This window comes from Anoxybacillus sp. PDR2, assembly GCF_009834045.1.
GTDB classification, from domain to species: domain Bacteria; phylum Bacillota; class Bacilli; order Bacillales; family Anoxybacillaceae; genus Anoxybacteroides; species Anoxybacteroides rupiense.
The window spans coordinates 3,053,607-3,077,086 of sequence record NZ_CP047158.1 but is presented as its reverse complement, the minus strand read 5'-3'; the positions used below and the strand labels follow the sequence as shown (position 1 = coordinate 3,077,086).

Genomic DNA, 23,480 nt, shown 5'->3' with positions numbered 1-23,480 from the left:
TTAATTGCTAAAGTTTTTTAGTGACAATTGTATCCATTTCGATTATAATGTCTAATTAATAGAAATGTATCATATTTTTTTATTTTTATAAACCACGAAAGGATGAGAAAGCATGAGCAACGACAGATTAGACGAGTTAAGGGCAAGGGTCGACGAAGTGAACTTGCAGATTTTAAAATTGATTAACGAACGAGGCCGCCTTGTCCAAGAAATTGGGAAAATTAAAGAAACACAGGGCACTTATCGCTATGATCCAGTTCGTGAGCGAAAGATGCTCGATTTGATTCTTGAATATAACGACGGACCGTTTGAAACGGCGACGTTGAAACATATTTTTAAAGAAATTTTTAAAGCGGGCTTAGAGCTGCAAGAAGACGATCATCGCAAAGCGCTGCTTGTTTCGCGGAAGAAAAAGCCAGAAAATACGATTGTCAACATCAAAGGTGAAAAAATTGGTGACGGCAATCAATATTTTGTGATGGGGCCTTGCGCAGTAGAAAGCTACGAACAGGTGGCTGAAGTAGCTAAGGCAGTGAAACAGCACGGATTAAAATTATTGCGCGGGGGAGCGTACAAGCCAAGAACATCTCCATATGACTTCCAAGGACTTGGAGTGGAAGGGCTGAAAATTTTGAAAAGAATTGCTGCCGAATACGATTTAGCAGTCATTAGTGAAATCGTGACTCCTGCCGATATTGAAACAGCCCTTGATTACATCGACGTCATTCAAATCGGTGCGCGCAATATGCAAAACTTTGAGCTGTTAAAGGCGGCCGGCCAAGTAAATAAACCGGTATTGCTAAAGCGCGGACTGGCTGCAACGATCGAAGAGTTTATCAACGCTGCAGAATACATTATGTCGCAAGGAAATGATCAAATTATTCTTTGCGAGCGTGGAATCCGCACATATGAACGGGCAACGCGGAATACGCTTGACATTTCTGCTGTGCCGATCTTAAAGAAAGAAACTCATTTGCCGGTATTTGTCGATGTGACTCACTCGACTGGAAGACGCGATCTATTGCTTCCTTGCGCCAAGGCGGCATTGGCAATCGGTGCCGACGGAGTGATGGCCGAGGTGCATCCTGATCCAGCCGTTGCTTTATCAGATTCAGCTCAGCAAATGGATATTGCTCAATTTAACGAATTTATGGAAGAATTAAAATCGTTTCAACGGCAAATGGTGAAGGCGTAAATCACGCGACCCTTCCCTTTCATCGGGGCGAATACGCGCTGGTGAAAGGGATTTTTTATTTTGGTCTTAGTTTGAATAAAATACGAAAACATTTACAAATTATTTGTCAAGACGTTGCCATTGTTCCATAATGTATCGTATGATATTGCTAATATAATAAGTAGACAAGATGACGATTGTCATAAAATAGAGGTATAAGAGGAGTGGGATAAATGAATGTAACCATTTATGATGTTGCTCGAGAAGCAAATGTGTCGATGGCAACGGTATCACGAGTAGTTAATGGGAATCCAAATGTTAAGCCGTCGACAAGAAAAAAGGTATTGGAGGCCATTGAACGACTCGGCTATCGGCCAAACGCTGTTGCACGCGGGCTCGCCAGCAAAAAAACGACAACGGTCGGCGTGATTATCCCTGATATTTCGAGCATCTTTTTTGCCGAATTAGCGCGAGGAATCGAAGATATTGCTACGATGTATAAATATAATATCATTTTGAGCAACTCCGATCAAAACAAAGAGAAAGAGTTGCATTTGCTCAATACGATGCTGGCAAAGCAAGTAGATGGAATCGTGTTCATGGGGGGCAATATGACGGATGAACATGTAAGCGAATTTCAGAAATCATCCGTTCCGATTGTGCTGGCGGCGACCATTGAGCAAAATCATGCGATTCCATCAGTAAACATTGACTACGAGCAAGCCGCATTTGAAGCTGTGACCTATCTTCTTGATAAAGGAAATACACGCATAGCGTATGTGACCGGACCGGCTGATGATCCAATTAATCAGAAAAAGCTGTCAGGTTATCGGCGTGCGCTTGAGGAGAGAGGAATTGCATATGATGAGGGGCTGATTATTGAAGGAGACTATTCATACGATTCGGGTATCGAAGCGTATGAAAAAATGATGGAATTGCATGATAGACCAACAGCCGTATTTGCTGGTACAGATGAGATGGCGCTTGGAGTGATTCATAGCGCGCAGGACCATGGCATTCATGTGCCAAACCAATTGGAGGTAGTCGGGTTTGATAATACCCGGCTTGCGACAATGGTGCGCCCGCGCTTAACTACGGTTGTCCAGCCAATGTATGATATCGGCGCGGTGGCTATGCGGCTGCTCACGAAATATATGAATAAAGAGCATGTCGAAAACCATATTGTTGTGCTGCCGCATCGCATTGAATATCGAGAATCAACAAAATAAACAAAGATTTTGGTGGTAGACAAAGTGAATTTTCACTTTGTCTACCATTGTTTTTCTGACTGAGAATATCTTGAAAACGGTTGGCAGACAAGGAATGTCGCCAAATATGAAATTTCATAGGCTTTGCTTCATGTTGGGACGTTGGTTGCGAATGGGATAAAGCGCTTTCTCGACAGTCAGAGCGTTTTTTTCAGTAATTTCTCCCTTGCGTGGAATGGGCGGATACAATCCTTCTGGATCGTCCCATGTTTCAGGAAGCGGAACAGGAGAGTACGGCTGCCATTTTTCAAGCCATGCTTGCGGGAGGTTTCCTGAAATGTTTGATTGTTCAGTCATTTCAAGCCAAATGAATGACCATGCTCTTGGTACGACGCGCCAAATATCGTAGCCGCCTCCACCGACGGCAATCCAGCGGCCGTCACAATATTGATGAGCGATTTCATGAGCCAGCCTTGGGATCTCACGATAAGTTTTCGTTGTGACAGATAGATGAGTAAGCGGATCGTAGTAGTGGGCATCGGCCCCATTTTGTGTCAAAATGACATCTGGCTTAAAAAAATCAGCGATTTCTCGCAATGCTTGCGTGTAAGCATCAAGCCATGATTCATCCTCGGTAAACGCATCGACGGGAATATTAAATGAGAACCCATACCCCTTTCCGTGCCCCCGCTCTGTAATGTTTCCTGTTCCAGGGAACAAATATCTTCCCGTTTCATGAATGGAAAACGTACAGACATTCGGATCGTCGTAAAAGGCCCATTGTACTCCGTCGCCATGATGGGCATCCGTATCCACATAAAGAACGCGAAGCCCATAGCGTTCTTGAATGTATTTAATCGCTACCGCACTATCATTATAAATGCAAAATCCCGATGCTTTACCGCGAAACCCATGGTGGAGTCCTCCGCCTAGGCTTAAGGCGTGGACAGCTTTTCCTGATAATACATAATCCACAGCTGTTAACGTCGCTCCTACTAGCAAAGCACTTGCTTCATGCATATTAGGAAAAATAGGGGTATCCTCTGTCCCCAGTCCATAATTCAGGGCGATCTCATCTGTTAATTTTCCTTGCCCAGCCGCTTTAACGGCTTCAATGTAAGCACGGTCGTGAATCAATTCCAGTTCCTCATCTGTGGCGATGCGAGGTGAAATAATTTGTCCGTCTTCTAAAGCATCGATAGCTTGGAGCAAATCATAAGTGAGTTTAACGCGCAATTGGTTAAATGGATGGTCATCGTTGAATTTGTAAGTTTGAAATGCATCTGAGTATACGAACACACAATCCTTCTTCATGATGAAACCCCCGGTAGGTTTGGCCATAGAACCGCGTAGCCTGCGTTTTTTAAATCAGCAATAATTCCGGTAGGATTCATGGTTTGAATGCGGAATACAAGAATTTTGTAGCGTTCATCGCTATCTGGATAGACAAGGACGCTGGAAATATTCATATTTCTTTTCGCAAAGACCGCTGCTACTTCGCTTAGCATTCCGCTATAATTAGGTACCTTGACTTCGATCTGTGATCCAGGCTGATGCGCTCCTGTCAGTTGTACAAGCGTGTACAGCAAATCCGTTTCAGTCACCATTCCTACTAATTTTCCATCTGTTTCAATCGGTAAACAGCTAATTCGGTGCTCATAAAATAACGCCGCAATTTCTTCTACAAAATCAAGAGGGTGGCCTGTAATCACATCTGTTTTCATCAGCGTGCTAATCGGTTTTTCAAAGTCTTCTAAATGTTCATGGGCATGGAAAATAGAAGGGCTTGCATCACGAATATCACGGTCTGTCACAATGCCCAAGATGCGCTGTTCTTCATCGACGATCGGAATATGGCGAATGCGCTTCTGCTTGACTAGGTTGATCGCATCTGTGATCGTACTGTTTGGATGAAGTGTGAAGATGTTTGTTTTCATAATTTGTTCAACAATCATACCTTCTCCCCCTTTGTTTGCTGATTTAATACATAAAACGGTTCATAAACCGAAGGCGATCGAACTTTTGAATGGATTCCTGATCGACTCGTTTTCCAATGCGGGCCATAAGGCAGTTAGCCGGATGCGAGCAGATTTCAGGATCATCAGTCGCATACCAGACAAGTCCTCCAGCATTCATCATTTTCTCCATGATTTTACGATATTCCCACACATTCAGTCCGGTTCTTTTTAAATCCCAATGCCAATAATATTCTGTCGTGATGATAATATAATCTTCCATTGCATCATCCATCATCGAAACAATAAGCAAGTTTTTGCCCACTTGATAGCCGCGGAATTCAGGAATGACCTCGATGGCCCCCAGTTCGATCAAATTGCTCATGTTACCCTCAGACCAGCGCTCAAGCGGATCAGGATAAAGAAATGTGACGTAGCCGATAATGGTGTGATGATGGCGGGCGATGATAATCCTTCCTTCAGGAAGGCAAGCAATCTCGATCAGTGCTTTATGCTGTTGCTCTGGCTGTCGGAATGCGGTTAAGTCATGGTGAAATTCATAGGCTGCTAGCTTTTCGGGCGGCACCGGCCCTTCGATGATCAGCGTGCCTCTTGGAGTTTTTAGTTCTTTGGCATTATATGTTTTTTTATGTTCCATTCAGTCACCACCTGGTTATCTTTTCTCACAGTTCCATTATACATGAAAAAAAGAAAGATAAAGCGTTTTCAAAAAAACTTCAAAAAACTTTGTTTTTAAAGTTAATTTTTTAAAAATTGAGAATTTATATGAGTTATACTATAATGGAAATGTAATCATTTACATAAGGGGGAAATAGGGGAATGAAAGTGGAAACGCTATCAGTCATACAAGGGGAGCACAATTTAGCCAATTATGAGGAAACCTATCGAAATTTTGATTGGTCAGAGGCTGAAAAAAATTTTTCATGGTCGGAAACAGGCCGCGTAAATATGGCTTATGAGGCGATTGACCGCCATGTAGAGACATTCCGGAAAAATAAAGTCGCACTTTATTATCGAGATGCTTCGCGCGAGGAAAAATATACGTTCAAAGAAATGAAAGAATGGTCGAATAAGGCAGCCAATGTATTCAAACAAGTCGCTGAAGTAGAAAAAGGAGATCGCGTCTTCGTTTTTATGCCGCGTTCGCCAGAGTTGTATTTTGCTGTTCTTGGAGCAATTAAAACAGGAGCGATTGTTGGGCCGTTATTTGAAGCGTTTATGGAAGGGGCTGTTCGCGATCGCCTGGAAGACAGCGAAGCGAAGGTCATTGTCACCACTCCGGAATTGCTGCCGCGCGTTCCTGTCAATGAGCTTCCGGCCTTAAAGTATGTTTTGTTAGTGGGAGATCAAATTAAAGAGGAAGGTCCATATATCGACTTCAAAAAGCGCATGAATGAAGCAAGTAAGCATTTTGACGTTGAATGGGTGGATCGGCAGGATGGATTGATTTTGCACTATACATCTGGCTCTACCGGAAAACCGAAGGGCGTCTTGCATGTTCACAATGCGATGATCCAGCATTATCAAACAGCGAAATGGGTGCTTGATTTACAAGAGGATGATGTATATTGGTGCACGGCGGATCCAGGATGGGTAACAGGAACCTCTTACGGAATTTTCGGCCCGTGGCTCTGCGGTGCTTCCAACGTGATTATCGGGGGACGCTTCAGCCCGGAAATATGGTATCAAACAATCGAGGATTACGGCGTGACGGTTTGGTACAGCGCTCCGACGGCTTTTCGAATGCTGATGGGAGCAGGAGATGAAATTATTAAACAATTTGATTTGAGCTCACTTCGTCATATCTTAAGCGTAGGAGAACCGCTTAATCCGGAAGTAGTGCGCTGGGGATTAAAGGTATTTCATCGCCGCATTCATGATACGTGGTGGATGACAGAAACGGGTGCACAGCTCATTTGCAATTATCCGTGTATGGAAATCAAGCCTGGATCAATGGGTAAGCCGATTCCTGGAGTAACAGCGGCGATCATTGATGATCAAGGAAACGAATTGCCTCCTTATCGCATGGGGAACCTGGCAATCCGCAAAGGTTGGCCGTCCATGATGAAGGAAATTTGGAACAATCCGCAAAAATATGAATCCTATTTTATCGGGGATTGGTATGTGTCGGGAGATTCGGCTTATATGGATGAGGACGGTTATTTCTGGTTCCAAGGACGGATTGATGATGTGATTATGACATCAGGAGAGCGCGTAGGGCCGTTTGAAGTAGAAAGTAAGCTTGTTGAACATCCGGCTGTTGCTGAAGCAGGCGTCATTGGAAAGCCTGATCCAGTGCGAGGAGAAATTATTAAAGCCTTTATTTCGTTGCGCGATGGCTATGAGCCGTCTGAGGAATTGATTGAAGATATTCGTCTTTTTGTCAAGAAAGGATTAGCGGCTCATGCGGCTCCGCGGGAAATTGAGTTTCGTGATAAATTGCCGAAAACACGAAGCGGCAAAATCATGCGCCGCGTGTTAAAAGCATGGGAATTGAACTTGCCGACAGGAGATTTGTCGACGATGGAAGATTAATGATTATAGCAAAAACGGCTGACGCGAATATTCGGTCAGCCGTTTTTCGTTATTACGTATAAAATGTATCTATGGTGCATCCTCTGAGGCAGGAGCCGAGGAGGATGGTTTGGTTGTTGTTGGTGTTTCTGCCGGCTTCGTCTGTTTGACAACCACATTGGAAGGAGAGGATTCCTTTCCAGCAATATCAACGGCCGTGACATAATAAACACCAGAGCCTAATCCATCGTTAAAGGATAGCGGCTGGCCGGCTCTAATGGCTGCGACCATTTGGAACGAAGCACCTTCATGAATCGCTCGGTATACTCGATACCCGATGACATCAGGTTCACGGAGGGCAGACCATATCAATGTTTGATTGGACCAGCGTGCTGTAGGGGAATCTGGCCGTTTGCCATTCTCTTTTAATTCTTCAGCTGCTGTATAAGAATCTGGAAACAGCTTTGCAGCATCTGCTTCCTTAATACCGAGCTTGTCGAGCATCTGCTTGCTTAATATAATTCCATCTTTTGTGAATTCTCGTGGCGTTGTAGCAAGTGCTACATAACGCTTTCCATTGATTTCAACAAAGCGCCCGTTTGTTAAGGAGCGATCCTCTTCTCTTGGTGTAAACTTGGTGTTATATAAATCATAGCGTACTAATCCAGCTTTTTGGCAGCTGTCTGATGGAACAAGTCCGGATACCGAGCAATAGGCACGGCGGACAATTCCACCTGGCATATTGAACCGTTGCTTTGGAGCAATCAAGCTTGGCTTGACATCGTAAGCTGCATTCATTAGCTGTGCCCAGAGCAACAAGTTTCGTTTACTGTAAGAAAGCCCTTTATATGTTTGTTCCAATGGAGCAGGTGTATCATAGCCCATCCAAACGCCAAACGTGACATTAGGATTAGTAGCGACAAACCACGCGTCCTTATTGTCTTGTCCCGTCCCTGTTTTTCCCGCCCAGTCAGCTTGAAATTTTAAAAATGACGGAAGGGATGCCGCTGTACCTTGGCGAATAACATCGCGCATCATATCGATCATTAAATAGGAAGTTTGCGGGGAGAAGACGGGAATAGGAGTGCTATGATGTTGATAGACGATTTCCCCGTTTTTAGCGACGATTTTTTCAATTAAATAAGCATCGACAAACGCTCCAGAGTTGCCGAAGGTCGCATATGCATTCACGTTCTCTTCGACCGTTACCCCTTTTGTTAAAGCTCCGAGAGCTAACGAGAGGTTGGAGGCATCCGATTGGGTCAGGCTGGTAAATCCCATTTTTTCTAAATAGGCGATCGGCCGTTGATGAATCGTTCTCATGTAGGTTCTGACAGCCGGAATATTGTAGGAATACTGCAAAGATTGTCGCACGGATACAAGCCCGTGCGTACGGCGATCGGCGTTTTTCGGACGATATGGGCCGCTCGGTGTCGAAACGTACAGATCTACATCGGGAATGACAGAACCAGGCTGAACAACCCCCATTTCCATAGCTGGCGCATAAACTAAAAGCGGTTTCATTGTGGAGCCATTTGAACGATAGGCTTGCGTCGCATGATTTAATTGCTGGCGGTGGTAGTCTCGACCGCCGACAAAACTGATGATTCTTCCTGTTTTATTTTCAATGAGCATGGCTCCAACTTCCACCGGTTCGGTCTTCTGAACGGTTTGCCCCGCTTGATTGGTTTCTGTTCTGATCACGTCATGGCCGAAATACGGATACTTGGCGACGATCGATTGCATGCGATCGTAAATATCTTGATCAACGGTCGTATAAATATCGTATCCATTTTGCCGCAGTTGCTTTTCTGCTTTCGCTATATATTCCTGATAAAGGGGAGCATTGTTTTGTAAATCTTTTTTCTCATAACCATCTTTTTGCGCTAAAACAGCTGCTAAAATATCTTTTGATCGCTGTTCGATCTCCATTGTAAGCCATGGATATTTTTCAAATGGCGATGGCTGCGGCGGTGCAAAATGTTGTGCAATCTTATATTTCAAAGCCTCTTCGTATTGGCTTTGAGAAATATAGCCTAATCTTTTCATTCGCTTTAATACAAACTTCATTCGTTCCAGAGCTGGAGAAAGATCTTTTTTTACTTGCCCATCGCTCGTAAACGGAGTGTAACCGAATGGGCTTTGTGGAAGACCTGCCAAAAAAGCGGCCTGCGCCAGGTTTAAATCTTTTGCGTCAATGCCAAAAATCCCTTTTGCCGCTGCTTGAATGCCGGCAACATTGTGGCCGGATGAATTTCTCCCGAATGGAACCACATTTAAATACGCTTCTAAAATCTCTTCTTTTTTGAAAAAGTGTTCAAGTCGGAGGGCAAGCAAAATTTCTTTGGCTTTGCGTTCAAAAGATACCTCGTTTGTCAAAATTTGATTTTTGACAAGCTGTTGTGTCAGCGTGCTGCCGCCTGTGCGCATGGAGGAATTCGTTGCTTCTTGAAACAAAGCGCGCGCAATTGCTTTTGGAACTACGCCGCGATGCGTATAAAAGTATTCATCCTCTGTAGCGATAATCGCTTGAATAACATAGGGGGACACCTCTTTTAACGACACTTCCTCTCTCTCTAAATCGGAACGGAAGCTGCCTAAGTATACCTGATTAGCAAAATAAATATGGGTCGTTTCTTCATAGTTGTAAATATCCTTTTTCATTTCTTTATACGATGGAACCGGCATATTTTTTACTAAAGAGGCAAAGTAACCAGCACCGACTCCGAAAGCAAAGCAGGCAGCGCAAATAAGCAAAATAATGAACACAAGAAAAACATTCCACACAATTTCATACGTGATATATAGGTTTCGCAACGCTTTTTGCAGGGAAAACGGTTGTCTTGGCTGTTCCATGTTTGCCTCCATAAAAATCAAGTATGTCTTAAAAAATATGTGAATGTCCCAGTATAAGTTGAGCATGACGCAATATGGACGCCTCAACATTTATCCTTGTGTGAGCAGAAGATGACCGACTTGCCTTTCGACCGTGAGTTTTTGGTTTCGTGCAGCACAAGGACAACGGGTGAGCCGATTTGATCTTACGCCACAAGCATGCTAATGAATCCATCTTTCCCGGTTCATGAAGTCCATCCTTCACGAATAGATGGAGCGAATTGTTCCATGTAAAGGCTTTTACACAATCATGCAGCAAAAGACGTTCGGTTGGAGAGCTAACGTAACGGCAAATGTAAGGGAATAAAAATTAGTTTTATTATATCATATAAAATGTCAAATATTATGACTTTTTGTCCTTTTTTGCGATCATATTTGACAATTCAAATGGATTGTGGTAAAAACATGTATATCCTAAAATGAATGATTTAAGCGATGACAGGAATGAGTAGTGTTTATCTCCCTGTTTCAGAGAGCTGGTGGTTGGTGTGAACCAGTGCAAAGGTAGACGCGAATTACCTCCTGGAGCTTCTTTTGTGAACGGCTCTGCGAATGCTTAGTAGCAAAAGACGGTGAGAGGCCGTTATCCAAACAAGCGAGGGAGCAGAATGCTCTCTAAGTAGGGTGGTACCGCGATCAACACTCGTCCCTTCAATGTGGAGGGACGAGTTTTTAATTTTTATGGAGAGGTGAAGCGCATGAATTTACTTCATGAATTAGAGTGGCGTGGGCTTATCAATCAAGTCACAGATCACGAAGGACTAGAAAAATTATTATCTGAAGAGAAAATCAGCTTATATTGCGGATTTGATCCGACAGCTGATAGCCTGCATATCGGCCATTTATTACCGATTTTGACTTTAAGAAGATTTCAGCAGGCAGGACATTTTCCTATTGCGCTCGTTGGTGGAGCAACCGGCCTCATTGGTGATCCAAGCGGAAGGAAAAGCGAGCGCTCATTGAACGAAAAAGAGATTGTACAGCAATGGAGCGAAAAAATCAAAGAACAGCTATCTCGCTTTTTAGATTTTGATACGGCCGAAAATCCAGCGAAAATTGCGAACAACTATGACTGGACTCGTTCTTTGGATGTTATTTCGTTTTTGCGGGATGTCGGAAAAAACTTTGGCTTAAACTACATGCTTGCGAAGGAATCTGTTCAATCGAGAATTGAAACGGGCATTTCTTTTACAGAATTCAGCTATATGATTTTGCAATCCTTTGATTTCCTAAAGCTATATCAAAATGAAAATTGCAGGCTGCAAATTGGCGGAAGCGACCAATGGGGGAATATTACAGCAGGATTAGAATTAATCCGCAAGACGGAAGAAGAAGCGAAGGCATTTGGCTTGACGCTTCCTTTAGTCACGAAGGCGGATGGAACAAAGTTTGGTAAAACGGAAAGCGGCGCTGTCTGGCTTGATAAAGAAAAGACGTCTCCATATGAGTTTTACCAGTTCTGGATTAATACAGATGATCGGGATGTGATCAAATACTTGAAGTATTTCACATTCTTAACAAAAGAGGAAATTGAACAGCTAGAGAAGGAATTACAGGAAGCGCCAGAAAAACGCACAGCGCAAAAAGCATTGGCGGAGGAAGTGACAAAGCTTGTACATGGAGAAGAGGCGCTGCGGCAAGCCATTAAAATTTCCGAGGCCTTATTTAGCGGCAGCATTTCTGAGTTGACAGCAGATGAGATTAGACAAGGATTCCACGATGTTCCATCATTCGAGTATACAGGAGAAGCTGAGGAAGTGTCTCTTCTTGAACTTCTTGTCACGAGCGGAATTGTTTCATCGAAACGACAGGCGCGTGAGGATTTAACAAATGGCGCGATTTATGTGAATGGCGAAAGGGTCCAGGATGTGAATAAAGTCTTGACAAAAGAGGACCGTGTGGAAGGACAGTTTACCGTAATCCGACGCGGTAAGAAAAAGTACCATTTGATCCAATATAAATCATAGTAAACAAAATCCCTCTGGAATACTCCAGAGGGATTTTTCACATTAACGAGAGTAGAACTCAACGATCAATGCCTCGTTAATTTCAGCTGGCAGCTCAGAGCGTTCAGGGAAACGAGTGTATGTTCCTTCTAATTTTTCAGCATCTAATGTTAAGTAATCAGGAACGAAGTTGTTAACCTCTAACGCTTCTTTAATGATTTGAAGGTTGCGAGATTTTTCGCGAACAGAAATAGTTTGTCCTGGTTTCACGCGATACGATGGAATATCTACACGGCCTCCATTTACTAGAATGTGGCCATGGTTCACTAATTGGCGAGCTTGACGACGTGTACGCGCAAGGCCTAAACGGTAAACAAGGTTGTCAAGGCGAGATTCAAGAAGAATCATGAAGTTTTCACCGTGTTTACCAGCCATTTTTCCAGCTTCGTCAAATGTTTTGCGGAATTGGCGTTCATTTACACCGTACATATGACGGAGCTTTTGTTTTTCTTGCAATTGCAAGCCGTACTCAGATAGTTTTTTACGTTGACCTGGACCATGTTGGCCTGGTGGGTAAGGACGCTTTTGCAACTCTTTACCTGTACCGCTTAATGAGATGCCAAGACGGCGAGAAATTTTCCATGTTGGACCTGTATAACGAGCCATAATGCTCCTCCTTTTGCTTTTATTTTAGGTAAAATAAAAGCAGACGTGAATCAACAATTAAGGCCATTTTGTTTTCATGTATCCTCGCTCTAGCAGCTAAGAGTTACACGATACACCTCTTGACGAAGAGGAACAAAATGAACCAATAAAGGTGACCACATAGGCTGCTATATTTTACACAAACGATATTATATGATTTTTATAAAATAAAGTCAACCTCAACATTTTATTTCTTTATAGTCCGTTCGTATGGTATAATAAAAGATGTAATTTTTTGAAAAAAACTTTCACTCTTTTCAATAAATGGCGGTGTTTTTGTTACAGAGACAAGACTATAGATGCAGGTGAATGGAATGATGAAAATAGAGGAGAAAGAGGCGTATACAGCTTTTAAAGAAAAGTTTTTTGATTGGATGCTGTCGTATGAGGAGTACGACCATTTTTCAAAAGTTATGATGCACTTGCTTCTATTGCTGAAGCAGGAGTTTATGCTAGAGGAAGCCACGCTGTTTTTATTTGATCCTTTTAAAAAAGTCTTTTATCCCGAAGTTACGACAAAAGAAGGAGAACCTTTTTACGACTTTTTACCTAATATCAAATTTCACGAAGATAGCTCGATGAAAAAAGTCCATGTTTATGAGCGCGATGAACAATATACAGCTGCACAAATTGTTCTTTGGCATTCCGAAGAGTTTTTAGGGGTTTTGCAGCTTATCTATATAAAGCGGCAATGGAGCCTTTCGTTTCTCGAACAAATTGAAGCGGACTTTTCTCGGTTGTTTAGCAAAATGAAGAAATTTTCGCGAGGGTTGGGAGAGGAAAGACGATATGAGCTCCTTCACCATTTTACAGCTAAAATTCATGCATCAATGAAAATCGAAGATGTTTTGGAAGAAATTATCGAAACATTGCAAGAAGTCTATCCTTCGTTTACATACTATTTATTTTTGTCCCACGATCATCAATATCATGACCGCTTGCCAATCAAAACAATTATGTTTGAAGATGCCGATGAAAACATGGGAGCCATGCAGGCGTTTTTAACCGGAAAGGTCCAAATTGAGGATTCTATTGCTCTTCAGCGATCCATTTTGTATGCACCAATCAAAGGTGCGCAAGGTGTTTATGGAGTTATTGAAATTATTGCACCACATATTATGGAGTTCCCGAAAAGTGAAATTAATTTCATTTCATTGTTGGCAAATACTGCGGGAAGCGCGCTTGAGAACGCGAAATTGTACGAGCAGTCACGCAGGCTGGTTGCCGATTTGCAGTTGATTAACGAAACGATGCATTGTTTGAATGCTAATTTGCGCTTACAGGACGCTTTGGAATTTATGGTCAAACAGATTAAGCTTTCATTTGGTGCCGAAGAAGTCGGTTTCTTTTTGTTTGATTCTGATAAAAAAAAGCTACAGCCTGGAAGTACACCCTTTTTCCGCACGCGCCAAGGGAAAAAGTATGTTGAATTTGTTTCAAAACGAATTCGCACAGAACGAGACATGGTGTTTTTAGGAGAGGCTAAAATAGACGCATCGTCCTCCGCTCCTATTTTTCGTTCGCTAATGGCTGTTCCCATGGTGCAAAACAGAGTATTAAAAGGAGTCGTCATCGTTTTGCATCGTCAGCCCTATTATTTTACATTTGAAATGTTCAAGCTACTTCAATCATTGATTCATCATTCTACGCTGGCTTTCGCCAATGCTATGCTGCGGGAGGAATTGGAAAGCCTCGTAGTGACAGATTATTTGACCAAATTGTATTCCCGTCATTATCTAGATGAACAGCTCCAAAAATCAATGGAAAGAGATGCGTTCGGTACGTTTATTTTAGTGGATATCGATAATTTTAAAGAAATCAATGACACATACGGACATCAAACGGGAGATGCTGTCATCATCCAAGTAGCAGATATTATTAAGCAAAACATTCGCGAAAGCGATATTGGCGCTCGCTGGGGAGGAGAAGAGCTGGCTATTTATTTGCCAAAAGTCGGTCTTACAAAAGGCATTTCTGTTGCCAATCGCCTTGCGATTAAGGTGAGAGAGGAAACCCATCCTTCTGTCACTGTTTCCTGTGGTGTTTCTTATTGGAAAAAAAATCGTCATGAAGAAGCGACGGAATTGTTTAAACGAGCTGATGAAGCCCTTTATATGGCCAAACGGTCAGGAAAAAATTGCGTATTTGTTAAAGATTATCATCATCAGTATAAGGCATAAAAGGAATCCTAATTGATATATGGATTCCTTTTATGTGCTTGGTGGGGATCATGACAAAGAATCGGCTAACGTCTCTACAAATTTCTCTAAAAAGTGCTGATCGATTTCGTCAAAACGATTTTTGATTGGACTGTCGATATCGAGAACGCCGATTAATTTTCCATTCTTTATGATAGGAATGACGATCTCCGATTGAGAGGCGGCATCGCAGGCGATATGTCCTGGAAATTGATGAACGTCAGGAACGCGCTCTGTTTGTTGATTTTTTGCTGCTGTTCCGCACACTCCCTTGCCAAATGGAATACGTACGCATGCTGGAAGCCCTTGAAATGGACCTAATACTAGCTCTTCTTCTTCTGCTAGATAAAAGCCGACCCAATTCACTTCATCTAAAAATTGATACAACAAAGCTGAAGCGTTGGCTAGATTAGCAATGACATTGCTTTCTCCTTCCATTAGCGAGCGCAGCTGCTTAATCACTAAATGGTAATTTTCTTCTTTAGTTCCGTTATAAGTGATGGCATGAAACAATAAGATCGCTCCCTTCGTTGTTGTAATATTTAGGGGGATATAGCCGTCATTTGATGCATTAACATGGATCCCCCAATGAGCAGATGATGCTCTTGTTTTGCTGCGGTGATCACGGCAAGCCATTGACTGTTTTTTTTACCTGAAAAGCGTTTATACGCATGATTGCCCTACTAGCAGGCGACAAGAAGGAGGGCAAACCCCTCTAATTGATGACGTTTCTTCCTATGTTCGATAGTATGAATAAAAAATCATACTGATGTCGGATTGATTACAATCAATTTTTCTGCTGAAATATGAAATCAGTTTTTATAGTATCCATGCATCTTGAGGATTTAGTGGTAGTCTTAGAAAAAAAGACGGTCGGGTCGAAGCTAGGTTCACTGACTTTCTAAACACGCAACAAAAGTTCATGCCACCCGTCTTCAGACCTATATGAAATGGTTTTGCTGCCGGCCATCTACTGACTAAAAAACAATCCGAACCCGTGATGCTAGTTATGACATGCAACGATGATCGATATCACTTGATCCCTCAACATATGCTCTTATGTGAGCAGTCGATGATCGGGTGAACGAAGCAAGTTACCAACTTGTCTCCCGACCGTGCGTTTTTGCAGGCACCGATTGTTTAATCTTTAAGTTGCATGAATAGAAATTGGATATGCGCTTATTTTATGACGATAGAAAAAGAATTTCAAATAAAAAGTGCTCGAGCCATCATCATGTCTCTTCCTTGATGAAGATCGCCGGCACAATGAGCATCCGAACCGTAAATCAGTGGAATGTTTCGTTTGATGGCTTCAGCAACAACCCAATGAGGCGGATAAGGTTCTTGACAGAGCGGCTTTTTCACTCCTGCTCCATTGTAGTCTATTTCATAACGGCGGCGTTGAATTTCGTCAAGAATGGACAGGATGTGCTCCTTCAGCGAAACGGAACAAGGAAATTGTTTTTGAAACTTTTGAATTAATGTCATATGGCCAATTCGTCTTGGTTTATACGGGCCAAGATCAGCAGCAATAGATTGCAACAGCACTTGGTAATAGGCTTCGTATACGCGGTCAATCGAGCCGAAAGCTTGAATGATCTTAGAAAACATATCAGCGCTATAATCAATGCAAACATATTGATCATCAAGCGGGAGAAAGTGTACAGATAAAATGCTATCATCCAGTTCAGGACCGATTGTTTCAAGGAAACGGGCTGTTTCTTCTTCATAACCAGCAATAAAATCAACTTCAAGTCCCACCCGAATCGTAATGTCGCTTTTATAGCGATACTTTAAATTTTGCAATGTGACCAAATAGCTTTCGAGCTGTGATAATGGCATTGCACTGTCTTGAGCGGGAACAGGATCGACAAACGTTGCTGGTAATGGAGCATGCTCGGTAAATGAAATATCTTTATATCCGAGTTGGATCGCTCGTTCGATATATTGCTCAAATGAATCGCGGCTGCCATGCGGACAAAACGGCGTATGAATGTGCCCATCGCGCAAAATAGATTCCCCCTGTTCGCTTTTATAGTGAAAAAAATGAAGATTTCTGTAAAAAAAATTAAAAATTTTGGTCAAAAAGTGTCGTTAACATGGTATCATAAAAACATTAAAAAAACATTATTTCAATGCTTTTGCCTTCTCGATAAACCACTCTTTATTTTGAATCGACTAACTCGGGTGCAAGGGGGCTCTTTATGGAAATTGTAATTGTGATTTTACTCCTCGTTAGCGGGGGGATGATATATAACTACATTTATAAAAAGAAAATCTATCGTGAGATTGATCGATTGGAAGCATGGAAAATCGCCATTATGAATCGTCCTGTCACGGATGAGCTTTCGAAAGTAAAGCAGCTGAATATGACAGGGGAGACAGAGCAGCTATTTGAAAAATGGCGTCAGCAATGGGATGACATTGCAGCCGTTCAGCTTCCTGCAGTGGAAGAAAGGTTGTTTGATGCGGAAGAATTTCTTGAAAAATATCGTTATACGAAAGCGAAAGGTGTGCTGCGCGAGATTGAACAAACGCTCCGAAAAGTAGAAGAGGATATTCAAACCATCCTCTCCGAACTGAACGATCTTATTGGCAGCGAAGAACAGAATCGAGCAGAGATCGAGCAGCTTAAAGCGGCTTATCGAGAAACGAAAAAAACGCTGCTTGCTTATCGTCATACATTTGGAGCGGCTGAGGAAAAGCTAACGGAAAAAATGGAAAGCGCCCATGCTGAATTTCAAAAATTTGAGGAGCTGACCAGCTCAGGAAATTATTTAGCGGCAAGAGAAGTAGTAATTGGCTTAAAAAACGAGCTGAGTGAGTTGGCGCAAATGCTTCAGGATATTCCTGTGCTGTTAAATGAATGCGAGACAGCGATTCCGGCACAGCTGACTGAACTTCTAGATGGGTATAGAGAAATGAAGGAAACGGGCTATATTCTTGAACATCTTCAAATTGAGCAGGAAGCCGCTGAGAAGCAAGAAAAATTAAAGCAATATATCAGCTATATTCACGATCTTCGCATTGAAGAAGCGAAGCAAGGAATTGAAGAAATAAAAGAAGAAATCGATACTCTTTACGATCTGCTCGAAAAAGAAGTGTTTGCACATCAATATGTGCAAACAGAAATCCCTCATATTGAAGAGCAACTGCATCATTTAAGCGAAGAATCAAAACAGACGGAAGCAGAAACGTTATTTGTTCAGCAAAGCTACCATTTGTCTGCTCAAGATCTTGAAAAGCATCGCAGCATTGAAAAACAAATTCAGCACCTTGTCAAACGTTTTGCATTAATTCAAGATCGAATGGCGGGAGAACAAACCGCGCATTCCGTCATTAAAGAGGAGTTAGAGCAGCTTTTTGCCCAAATCCAAACAATGAAAGAAGAGCATGAACAGTTCCGGGAAATGCTTCAAGCTTTGCGCAAGGATGAGCTGGCTGCACGCGAACAGCTTGAGTCGATGAGAAAAAAGCTATCGGAAGCGGTTCGTTTGGTAAGAAAAAGCCGGTTGCCGGGTCTTCCAGAAGCTTATAAACTGCAGCTCGATGAAGCAAAGGCGCTTTTGACGAAGGTGGCTTTGCGTCTGAACGACAAGCCCCTGAATATGGAGGCTGTCAATCAAACGCTTGCAGAAGCGTCAATTTTAGTAGAACGCGTATGTGAACGCACATTTGTCATGCTCGAGCAGGCGGATCTGGTGGAAAAAGTCATTCAATATGGAAACCGTTACCGCCGTCGGCATCCATCCGTAAAAGAGGGTTTAGAAGAAGCTGAAATGCTATTTCGAAATTATGATTATGAGCAAGCGCTTGAACAAGCGGTAGCAACTGTTGAAAAAATCGAACCCGGCGCATTGGAACGTGTCCGCCAGCTTCTTACAGAAAAAGAAGAGCTGAAGCAAAAAGTATGACAAGAAGAAATCGATAAATGGTACGGTAGACAAAGTTCATATTGGCTTTGTCTACCACTGTTTTCTTTCCATTTTGTCCTTGAATTATTTAAAAAACGCTTGGCAGATAAGGAGCGCCGTCGAGCGAAGTGGCGAATCAAAACAAGCCGTTTATGAGAGAGGACAAGCGGGGCGAGTAATGCGGGATGAAAACGTTTGTCAGCAGGGGGCCGATAAATATCTTCACCTGAGATATTTATCGGTTTTTTCGTGAATAATGTAATTGCGGTTCAACGATTTTATTTTTATTATTAAAGACGGATTATTTTTAGGAACATGTATCGGCATCATGATTTTAAAGGAGGAATGGCCGCCGTGATTTATTTGGACAATAGCGCTACAACAAAGCCATTTCCTGAAGCAATCGATTCATTTATGACGGTTGCTACAAAATATTTTGGCAACCCTTCTTCACTTCATGAGCTTGGAATGAAAGCGGAAAGGCTGCTTGAGCAATCAAGGGAACAGACGGCTTTTTTGTTAGGGGTTAAACCGAATGAAATCATTTTTACGTCTGGAGGAACAGAAGCCAATAATTTTGCCATTAAAGGTGCTGCGATCCAGTATCGCCAGCGTGGAAACCATATTATTACAACAATGATTGAACATCCATCAGTGGCTGAGCCATGCAGACAGCTTGAACAAATGGGATTTGAAGTAACCTATTTGCCGGTGAATGAAAAAGGGATCATAGACATAGACGAGCTGGCTCGCGCGATTCGCGAAGAGACGATTCTCGTTTCCGTCATGCATGTTAATAATGAAGTGGGAGCGATCCAGCCGATTGAGCAAATTGGTCAGCTGCTTAAGCAACATCCGAAAATCGTGTTTCATGTTGATCATGTACAAGGAGTGACAAAAGTTCCTCTTGATTTAAAAAAGGCGCATATCGATCTATGTACGATGTCCGCCCATAAATTTCATGGTTTACGTGGAGCAGGAATTTTATACCTTCGCAACGGCATTCGTCTATCTCCTCTTTTAGCAGGGGGAGGTCAAGAACTACAAATGCGTTCAGGCACTGAAAATGTCGCAGCGATTGTGGCGATGACAAAAGCGCTACGTTTGTCATTTGCTGCCTTTGAACAAAAAGCAGCTTATTTGTTCGCTCTAAAAGAACGCTGGATACAAGAATTAGCAAAAATAGCAGATATTCAGCTGAATACGCCTGCTGAGCATTCCGCTCCTCATATTATTAACTTTTCGCTTAATGGCTTAAAATCTGAGGTTTTTGTGCATGAATTGGAAAAACAACATATTTTTGTTTCTACAACATCGGCTTGTTCCTCGAAAAAGCGCACACCGAGCAAAACGTTGATGGCCATGGGAGTGGATCAACAAAAAGCCGAAAGCGCTGTAAGGATTAGCCTATCATATGAAAATAAGCTGGAAGAAATTCCTGTGGCGATTCACGCCATTCAACACGCCATTCAAAAATTAAAAGAAGTGACGAGGTAGAGAACATGAAATATGATCGTATTTTAATCCGCTACGGAGAAATGTCGACAAAGGGGAAAAACCGCAATCGTTTCGTTGTCCGTTTGAAGCAAAATATTGCTAAAAAATTAGCCTCATTTTCAAATATAAAAATTGAATACATGAGAGACCGGATGTACATTTTATTGAATGGTGAACCACATGAAAAGGTTATGGAACAGCTAAAAACGGTATTTGGAATTCAATCCTTCAGCTTAGCCATCAAATGCGAAAATGATATCCAGCAGATTCGAGAAGCGGCATTAACGGCTGTTCAACAAAATGAATATGAAGGAAAAACGTTTAAGGTAAGTGCTAAACGAGTGGATAAACAGTTTCCAGTCGGAAGCAGCGAGCTTAACTATGAAATTGGCAGCCACATTTTGCGAAATACGCAAAATTTGACGGTGAACGTTCATCAGCCAGACATTCATGTTCGCGTGGAAGTACGAAAAGATGGAACGTATGTAACATGTCATGATGTTCCGGGAGCGGGCGGTCTTCCAGTGGGCACGAGCGGAAAAGCCATGCTCATGTTATCAGGAGGAATTGACAGTCCAGTTGCCGGGTACTTAGCGATGAAGAGGGGGCTAGAAATTGAAGCTGTCCATTTTTTCAGCCCGCCGTTTACAAGTGAACGAGCCAAGCAAAAAGTGATTGATTTAGTTAAAAAACTCACGAAGTTTGGCGGCAAAATCAAGCTGCATATCGTTCCGTTTACAGATATCCAGCAGACCATCCATCGCCAAGTACCAGATGGTTATTCGCTTATTTCATCAAGAAGAATGATGCTAAAAATCACCGATTTATTGCGAAAAAAACATAATGGCTTAGCGATTGTGACGGGGGAAAGCCTTGGCCAAGTAGCAAGCCAAACGCTTGAAAGCATGTTTGTCATCAATGATATGACAACAACGCCTGTGCTTCGGCCGCTCGTTTCAATGGATAAAACGGAAATTATTGAACTAGCGAGAAAAATTGATACACATGATATTTCTATTTTGCCGTATGAGGATTGCTGCACCATTTTTACTCCAAGCTCACCAAAAACAAGACCGAAGCGAGAAAAAGTGGCTTACTATGAAAGCTTTATCGATTTAGAGCCACTTATTGAAGCGGCGGTCGCCAACACAGAAACATGGGTCATTGATGAGGCTTTTACGTCAGCTGATGAGTTTGAGAACTTATTTTAACATACTCCACCAAAAAGCCTCCCGCTTCTAAACCAAGCGTAGGTGGGGGAGGTTCATATATAACATGTGCATATCATAGGATTTGTATATAAAAATTACCAAAAATCTAAACGCATGATTCGTTGTGTTTTCACACACTCTATAGATACAAGGGAGGTGAAAACACATGGCACGCAATAACAACTCTAATCAATTGTTAGTGGCTGGAGCTCAACAAGCTCTTGATCAAATGAAATATGAAATCGCTCAAGAATTTGGCGTAAATCTTGGTGCTGACACAACTTCTCGTGCTAACGGTTCAGTTGGTGGAGAAATTACAAAACGTCTTGTTGCTATGGCGCAACAACAATTAGGTGGAGCACACCCTACTCAATTTTAATTAAATATTATGGCTATGAAGGCGGGAATTTTTCCCGCCTTTATTATTTCAAAAAATTATTCAAAAAATTCTAATTGTTTTGTATAATTTACTTTGAGAAAAGAAGTGGGGGGATGAGGAGAATGAACCGTGAAGATTTAATTGCGCCTAAGCAATATAATTTAACTTCTGAAATTGAGGCACACGCCAAGCGAGCTCCTGAGAGAATCGCGTTAAAATGGGAGAATGAAGAAGGGCATAAAAAGGAAATTACGTATGAGGAGCTTCTCAAAAGAACGAATCAAATTGGAAACGCTTTACTTTCTGCGGGTCTTCATCAAGGAGATAAGGTTTTGATTATGGTACCGCGCTTAATTGAAGCGTATGAAGCTTATTTAGCAGCATTAAAAATTGGGGCCGTCGTTATTCCAAGTTCAGAAATGCTGCGCACAAAAGATTTGCAGTATCGTATGTCACATGGAGAGGTTAAGGCTGTGATCGTTTATGAACCATATGTCCAACAGTTTGGGTCCATTCAACATATGGACGGCATTTTGAAATTTGTCATTGGCGATCGCGAAGAGGAAGGCTGGATTCATTTGATGAAATTAAGCGAATCGCAAAGCGGTGAATTATTCGCAGCCAATACGTCTCGTGACGATATGGCATTTTTATCGTATACGTCGGGGACAACAGGAAATCCAAAAGGGGTTGTCCATACGCACGGCTGGGCTTATGCCCATTTACGTACGGCAGCAAAGAACTGGCTATGTATTGAAGAGAATGATGTTGTTTGGGCGACGGCAGGACCTGGATGGCAAAAATGGATTTGGAGCCCGTTTTTATCGGTGCTCGGTTCAGGAGCAACGGGATTTGTCTATTACGGACGATTTGAGCCAGAAAAGTATTTGCAGCTTTTAAGCAAATATGAAGTCAATGTTCTTTGCTGTACGCCAACGGAATATCGCTTAATGGCAAAAGTGCCGACAATCGGCCAGTATCAGTTGCCGCACTTGCATAGTGCCGTATCTGCTGGAGAACCGTTAAATCGGGAAGTGATTGATACATTTGCCAAGCATTTTAACATACAAGTACGCGACGGATATGGACAAACAGAGAATACGCTGCTTGTTGGTGTGATGAAGGGAATGGAAATAAAGCCAGGTTCCATGGGAAAACCGACACCGGGGAATCGTGTCGAGATTGTTAATGAAAATGGGGAGCCTTGTCAAGTTGGAGAAGTAGGAGATATTGCGGTTCATATTGAAACACCGGCTCTGTTTAAGCATTATTATAAAGATCCTGAACGGACAGCCATGCAGTTTCGCGGCGATTATTACATTACGGGAGACAAAGCGAAAAAGGATGAGGACGGTTACTTTTGGTTTGAAGGCCGCGGTGACGATATTATTATCAGCTCGGGCTATACGATTGGACCTTTTGAAGTGGAAGACGCGCTTGTTAAGCATCCAGCTGTCAAAGAGTGCGCTGTTGTTGCCAGCCCAGACGAGATACGCGGACATGTCGTGAAGGCGTTTATTGTGCTGCGTGAAGGCGTGGATGCGAGCGATCCGTCGCTTATTCCAGCTTTGCAGGAGCATGTTAAGCAACTAACCGCACCATATAAGTATCCTCGCAAAATTGAGTTTATTGAAGAATTGCCTAAAACGACGTCCGGAAAAATTCGCCGTGTTGAACTACGGGAGCGGGAAATGAAGCTAGCACAGCAAAAATAGCGAAGCAGCTCGACATCAACAGATCGATCTTTTGAAGAAAGATAAAGCATTTTCAATAAAAAGGCTGATCTCAAAAATGAGATCAGCCTTTTCAGACTGCTGAAAAACGATTTTGTCAACGACAAAAACGTTTTTTACAGCAAGGTGA

At 42.4% G+C, this 23,480-nt stretch carries 17 protein-coding genes and 1 other annotated feature; of the genes, 10 read left to right on the top strand and 7 right to left on the bottom strand.

The window, feature by feature from the left end:
* Positions 1-112 precede the first annotated feature (112 nt).
* Positions 113-1,195, top strand: a complete 1,083-nt coding sequence (locus GRQ40_RS14770) for a bifunctional 3-deoxy-7-phosphoheptulonate synthase/chorismate mutase (protein WP_066150156.1) — start codon at positions 113-115, stop codon at positions 1,193-1,195.
* Between the two features lie 212 nt (positions 1,196-1,407).
* Positions 1,408-2,403: a catabolite control protein A gene (gene ccpA / locus GRQ40_RS14765; RefSeq protein WP_044745906.1), complete on the top strand. Its 996-nt coding sequence runs from the start codon at positions 1,408-1,410 to the stop codon at positions 2,401-2,403.
* A gap of 114 nt (positions 2,404-2,517) precedes the next feature.
* Here the strand turns inward: ccpA and GRQ40_RS14760 are convergent, their stop codons facing one another.
* From GRQ40_RS14760 to GRQ40_RS14750, 3 genes are read right to left on the bottom strand one after another with little or no spacing between them, the layout of a single operon-like run.
* Complete coding sequence (locus GRQ40_RS14760; RefSeq protein WP_066150159.1) at positions 2,518-3,696, bottom strand: acetoin utilization protein AcuC; 1,179 nt, start codon at positions 3,694-3,696, stop codon at positions 2,518-2,520.
* Positions 3,693-4,337, bottom strand: coding sequence for an acetoin utilization AcuB family protein (locus tag GRQ40_RS14755; RefSeq protein ID WP_159720268.1), 645 nt, complete (start codon positions 4,335-4,337; stop codon positions 3,693-3,695). Before GRQ40_RS14755 ends, GRQ40_RS14760 begins: the two co-directional genes overlap by 4 nt.
* 25 nt (positions 4,338-4,362) lie before the next feature.
* Positions 4,363-4,995, bottom strand: a complete 633-nt coding sequence (locus GRQ40_RS14750; RefSeq protein ID WP_044745909.1) for a GNAT family N-acetyltransferase — start codon at positions 4,993-4,995, stop codon at positions 4,363-4,365.
* Between the two features lie 182 nt (positions 4,996-5,177).
* On the opposite strand from GRQ40_RS14750, the gene acsA reads away from it, so the two are divergent.
* Positions 5,178-6,893, top strand: a complete 1,716-nt coding sequence (gene acsA / locus GRQ40_RS14745; RefSeq protein WP_080862053.1) for an acetate--CoA ligase — start codon at positions 5,178-5,180, stop codon at positions 6,891-6,893.
* 69 nt (positions 6,894-6,962) lie between these two features.
* Here acsA and GRQ40_RS14740 read toward each other — a convergent pair whose 3' ends face one another.
* Positions 6,963-9,728, bottom strand: a complete 2,766-nt coding sequence (locus GRQ40_RS14740; RefSeq protein WP_066146490.1) for a transglycosylase domain-containing protein — start codon at positions 9,726-9,728, stop codon at positions 6,963-6,965.
* A 465-nt stretch (positions 9,729-10,193) separates the two neighbouring features.
* Positions 10,194-10,421 (top strand) — a binding site (T-box leader).
* A gap of 44 nt (positions 10,422-10,465) precedes the next feature.
* Between GRQ40_RS14740 and tyrS the strand changes: the two genes are divergently transcribed.
* The gene (gene tyrS / locus GRQ40_RS14735) at positions 10,466-11,734 is read left to right on the top strand and encodes a tyrosine--tRNA ligase (protein ID WP_044745912.1); all 1,269 of its coding nucleotides are present in this window, start codon (positions 10,466-10,468) and stop codon (positions 11,732-11,734) included.
* A 42-nt stretch (positions 11,735-11,776) separates the two neighbouring features.
* Here the strand turns inward: tyrS and rpsD are convergent, their stop codons facing one another.
* Positions 11,777-12,379 carry a 30S ribosomal protein S4 gene (gene rpsD, locus GRQ40_RS14730; protein ID WP_044745913.1) on the bottom strand — a complete coding sequence of 201 codons (603 nt, stop codon included), beginning with the start codon at positions 12,377-12,379 and terminating at the stop codon, positions 11,777-11,779.
* Positions 12,380-12,735: 356 nt separating this feature from the next.
* Here rpsD and GRQ40_RS14725 point away from each other — a divergent pair, with 356 nt between their 5' ends.
* Positions 12,736-14,598 (top strand): sensor domain-containing diguanylate cyclase, encoded by a 1,863-nt coding sequence (locus GRQ40_RS14725; RefSeq protein ID WP_159720913.1) that lies wholly within the window; start codon positions 12,736-12,738, stop codon positions 14,596-14,598.
* A gap of 48 nt (positions 14,599-14,646) precedes the next feature.
* Here the strand turns inward: GRQ40_RS14725 and GRQ40_RS14720 are convergent, their stop codons facing one another.
* Entirely contained in the window at positions 14,647-15,129 is a 483-nt protein-coding gene (locus tag GRQ40_RS14720; RefSeq protein WP_044745915.1) for a GAF domain-containing protein, read from the bottom strand.
* Between the two features lie 693 nt (positions 15,130-15,822).
* Positions 15,823-16,626 (bottom strand): histidinol-phosphatase HisJ, encoded by an 804-nt coding sequence (gene hisJ, locus GRQ40_RS14715; protein WP_066146481.1) that lies wholly within the window; start codon positions 16,624-16,626, stop codon positions 15,823-15,825.
* A gap of 194 nt (positions 16,627-16,820) precedes the next feature.
* On the opposite strand from hisJ, the gene ezrA reads away from it, so the two are divergent.
* From ezrA to mbcS, 5 genes are all read left to right on the top strand, one after another.
* Complete coding sequence (ezrA, locus tag GRQ40_RS14710; protein WP_159720267.1) at positions 16,821-18,530, top strand: septation ring formation regulator EzrA; 1,710 nt, start codon at positions 16,821-16,823, stop codon at positions 18,528-18,530.
* Between the two features lie 354 nt (positions 18,531-18,884).
* The gene (locus GRQ40_RS14705; protein ID WP_066146582.1) at positions 18,885-20,027 is read left to right on the top strand and encodes a cysteine desulfurase family protein; all 1,143 of its coding nucleotides are present in this window, start codon (positions 18,885-18,887) and stop codon (positions 20,025-20,027) included.
* A gap of 5 nt (positions 20,028-20,032) precedes the next feature.
* Entirely contained in the window at positions 20,033-21,238 is a 1,206-nt protein-coding gene (gene thiI, locus GRQ40_RS14700) for a tRNA uracil 4-sulfurtransferase ThiI (protein WP_159720266.1), read from the top strand.
* A 166-nt stretch (positions 21,239-21,404) separates the two neighbouring features.
* Positions 21,405-21,617 carry an alpha/beta-type small acid-soluble spore protein gene (locus GRQ40_RS14695; RefSeq protein WP_080862058.1) on the top strand — a complete coding sequence of 71 codons (213 nt, stop codon included), beginning with the start codon at positions 21,405-21,407 and terminating at the stop codon, positions 21,615-21,617.
* 122 nt (positions 21,618-21,739) lie between these two features.
* On the top strand, positions 21,740-23,332 hold the full coding sequence (gene mbcS / locus GRQ40_RS14690; RefSeq protein ID WP_066146471.1) for an acyl-CoA synthetase MbcS: 1,593 nt from the start codon (positions 21,740-21,742) through the stop codon (positions 23,330-23,332).
* The last annotated feature ends 148 nt before the right edge of the window (positions 23,333-23,480 follow it).

Excerpts from the sequence above, each read along its gene's own strand:
- GRQ40_RS14770 (WP_066150156.1), top strand. The coding sequence starts at position 113 with ATGAGCAACGACAGATTAGACGAGTTAAGGGCAAGGGTCGACGAAGTG.
- ccpA (WP_044745906.1), top strand. The coding sequence starts at position 1,408 with ATGAATGTAACCATTTATGATGTTGCTCGAGAAGCAAATGTGTCGATG.
- GRQ40_RS14760 (WP_066150159.1), bottom strand. The coding sequence starts at position 3,696 with ATGAAGAAGGATTGTGTGTTCGTATACTCAGATGCATTTCAAACTTAC.
- GRQ40_RS14755 (WP_159720268.1), bottom strand. The coding sequence starts at position 4,337 with ATGATTGTTGAACAAATTATGAAAACAAACATCTTCACACTTCATCCA.
- GRQ40_RS14750 (WP_044745909.1), bottom strand. The coding sequence starts at position 4,995 with ATGGAACATAAAAAAACATATAATGCCAAAGAACTAAAAACTCCAAGA.
- acsA (WP_080862053.1), top strand. The coding sequence starts at position 5,178 with ATGAAAGTGGAAACGCTATCAGTCATACAAGGGGAGCACAATTTAGCC.
- GRQ40_RS14740 (WP_066146490.1), bottom strand. The coding sequence starts at position 9,728 with ATGGAACAGCCAAGACAACCGTTTTCCCTGCAAAAAGCGTTGCGAAAC.
- tyrS (WP_044745912.1), top strand. The coding sequence starts at position 10,466 with ATGAATTTACTTCATGAATTAGAGTGGCGTGGGCTTATCAATCAAGTC.
- rpsD (WP_044745913.1), bottom strand. The coding sequence starts at position 12,379 with ATGGCTCGTTATACAGGTCCAACATGGAAAATTTCTCGCCGTCTTGGC.
- GRQ40_RS14725 (WP_159720913.1), top strand. The coding sequence starts at position 12,736 with ATGAAAATAGAGGAGAAAGAGGCGTATACAGCTTTTAAAGAAAAGTTT.
- ezrA (WP_159720267.1), top strand. The coding sequence starts at position 16,821 with ATGGAAATTGTAATTGTGATTTTACTCCTCGTTAGCGGGGGGATGATA.
- thiI (WP_159720266.1), top strand. The coding sequence starts at position 20,033 with ATGAAATATGATCGTATTTTAATCCGCTACGGAGAAATGTCGACAAAG.
- GRQ40_RS14695 (WP_080862058.1), top strand. The coding sequence starts at position 21,405 with ATGGCACGCAATAACAACTCTAATCAATTGTTAGTGGCTGGAGCTCAA.
- mbcS (WP_066146471.1), top strand. The coding sequence starts at position 21,740 with ATGAACCGTGAAGATTTAATTGCGCCTAAGCAATATAATTTAACTTCT.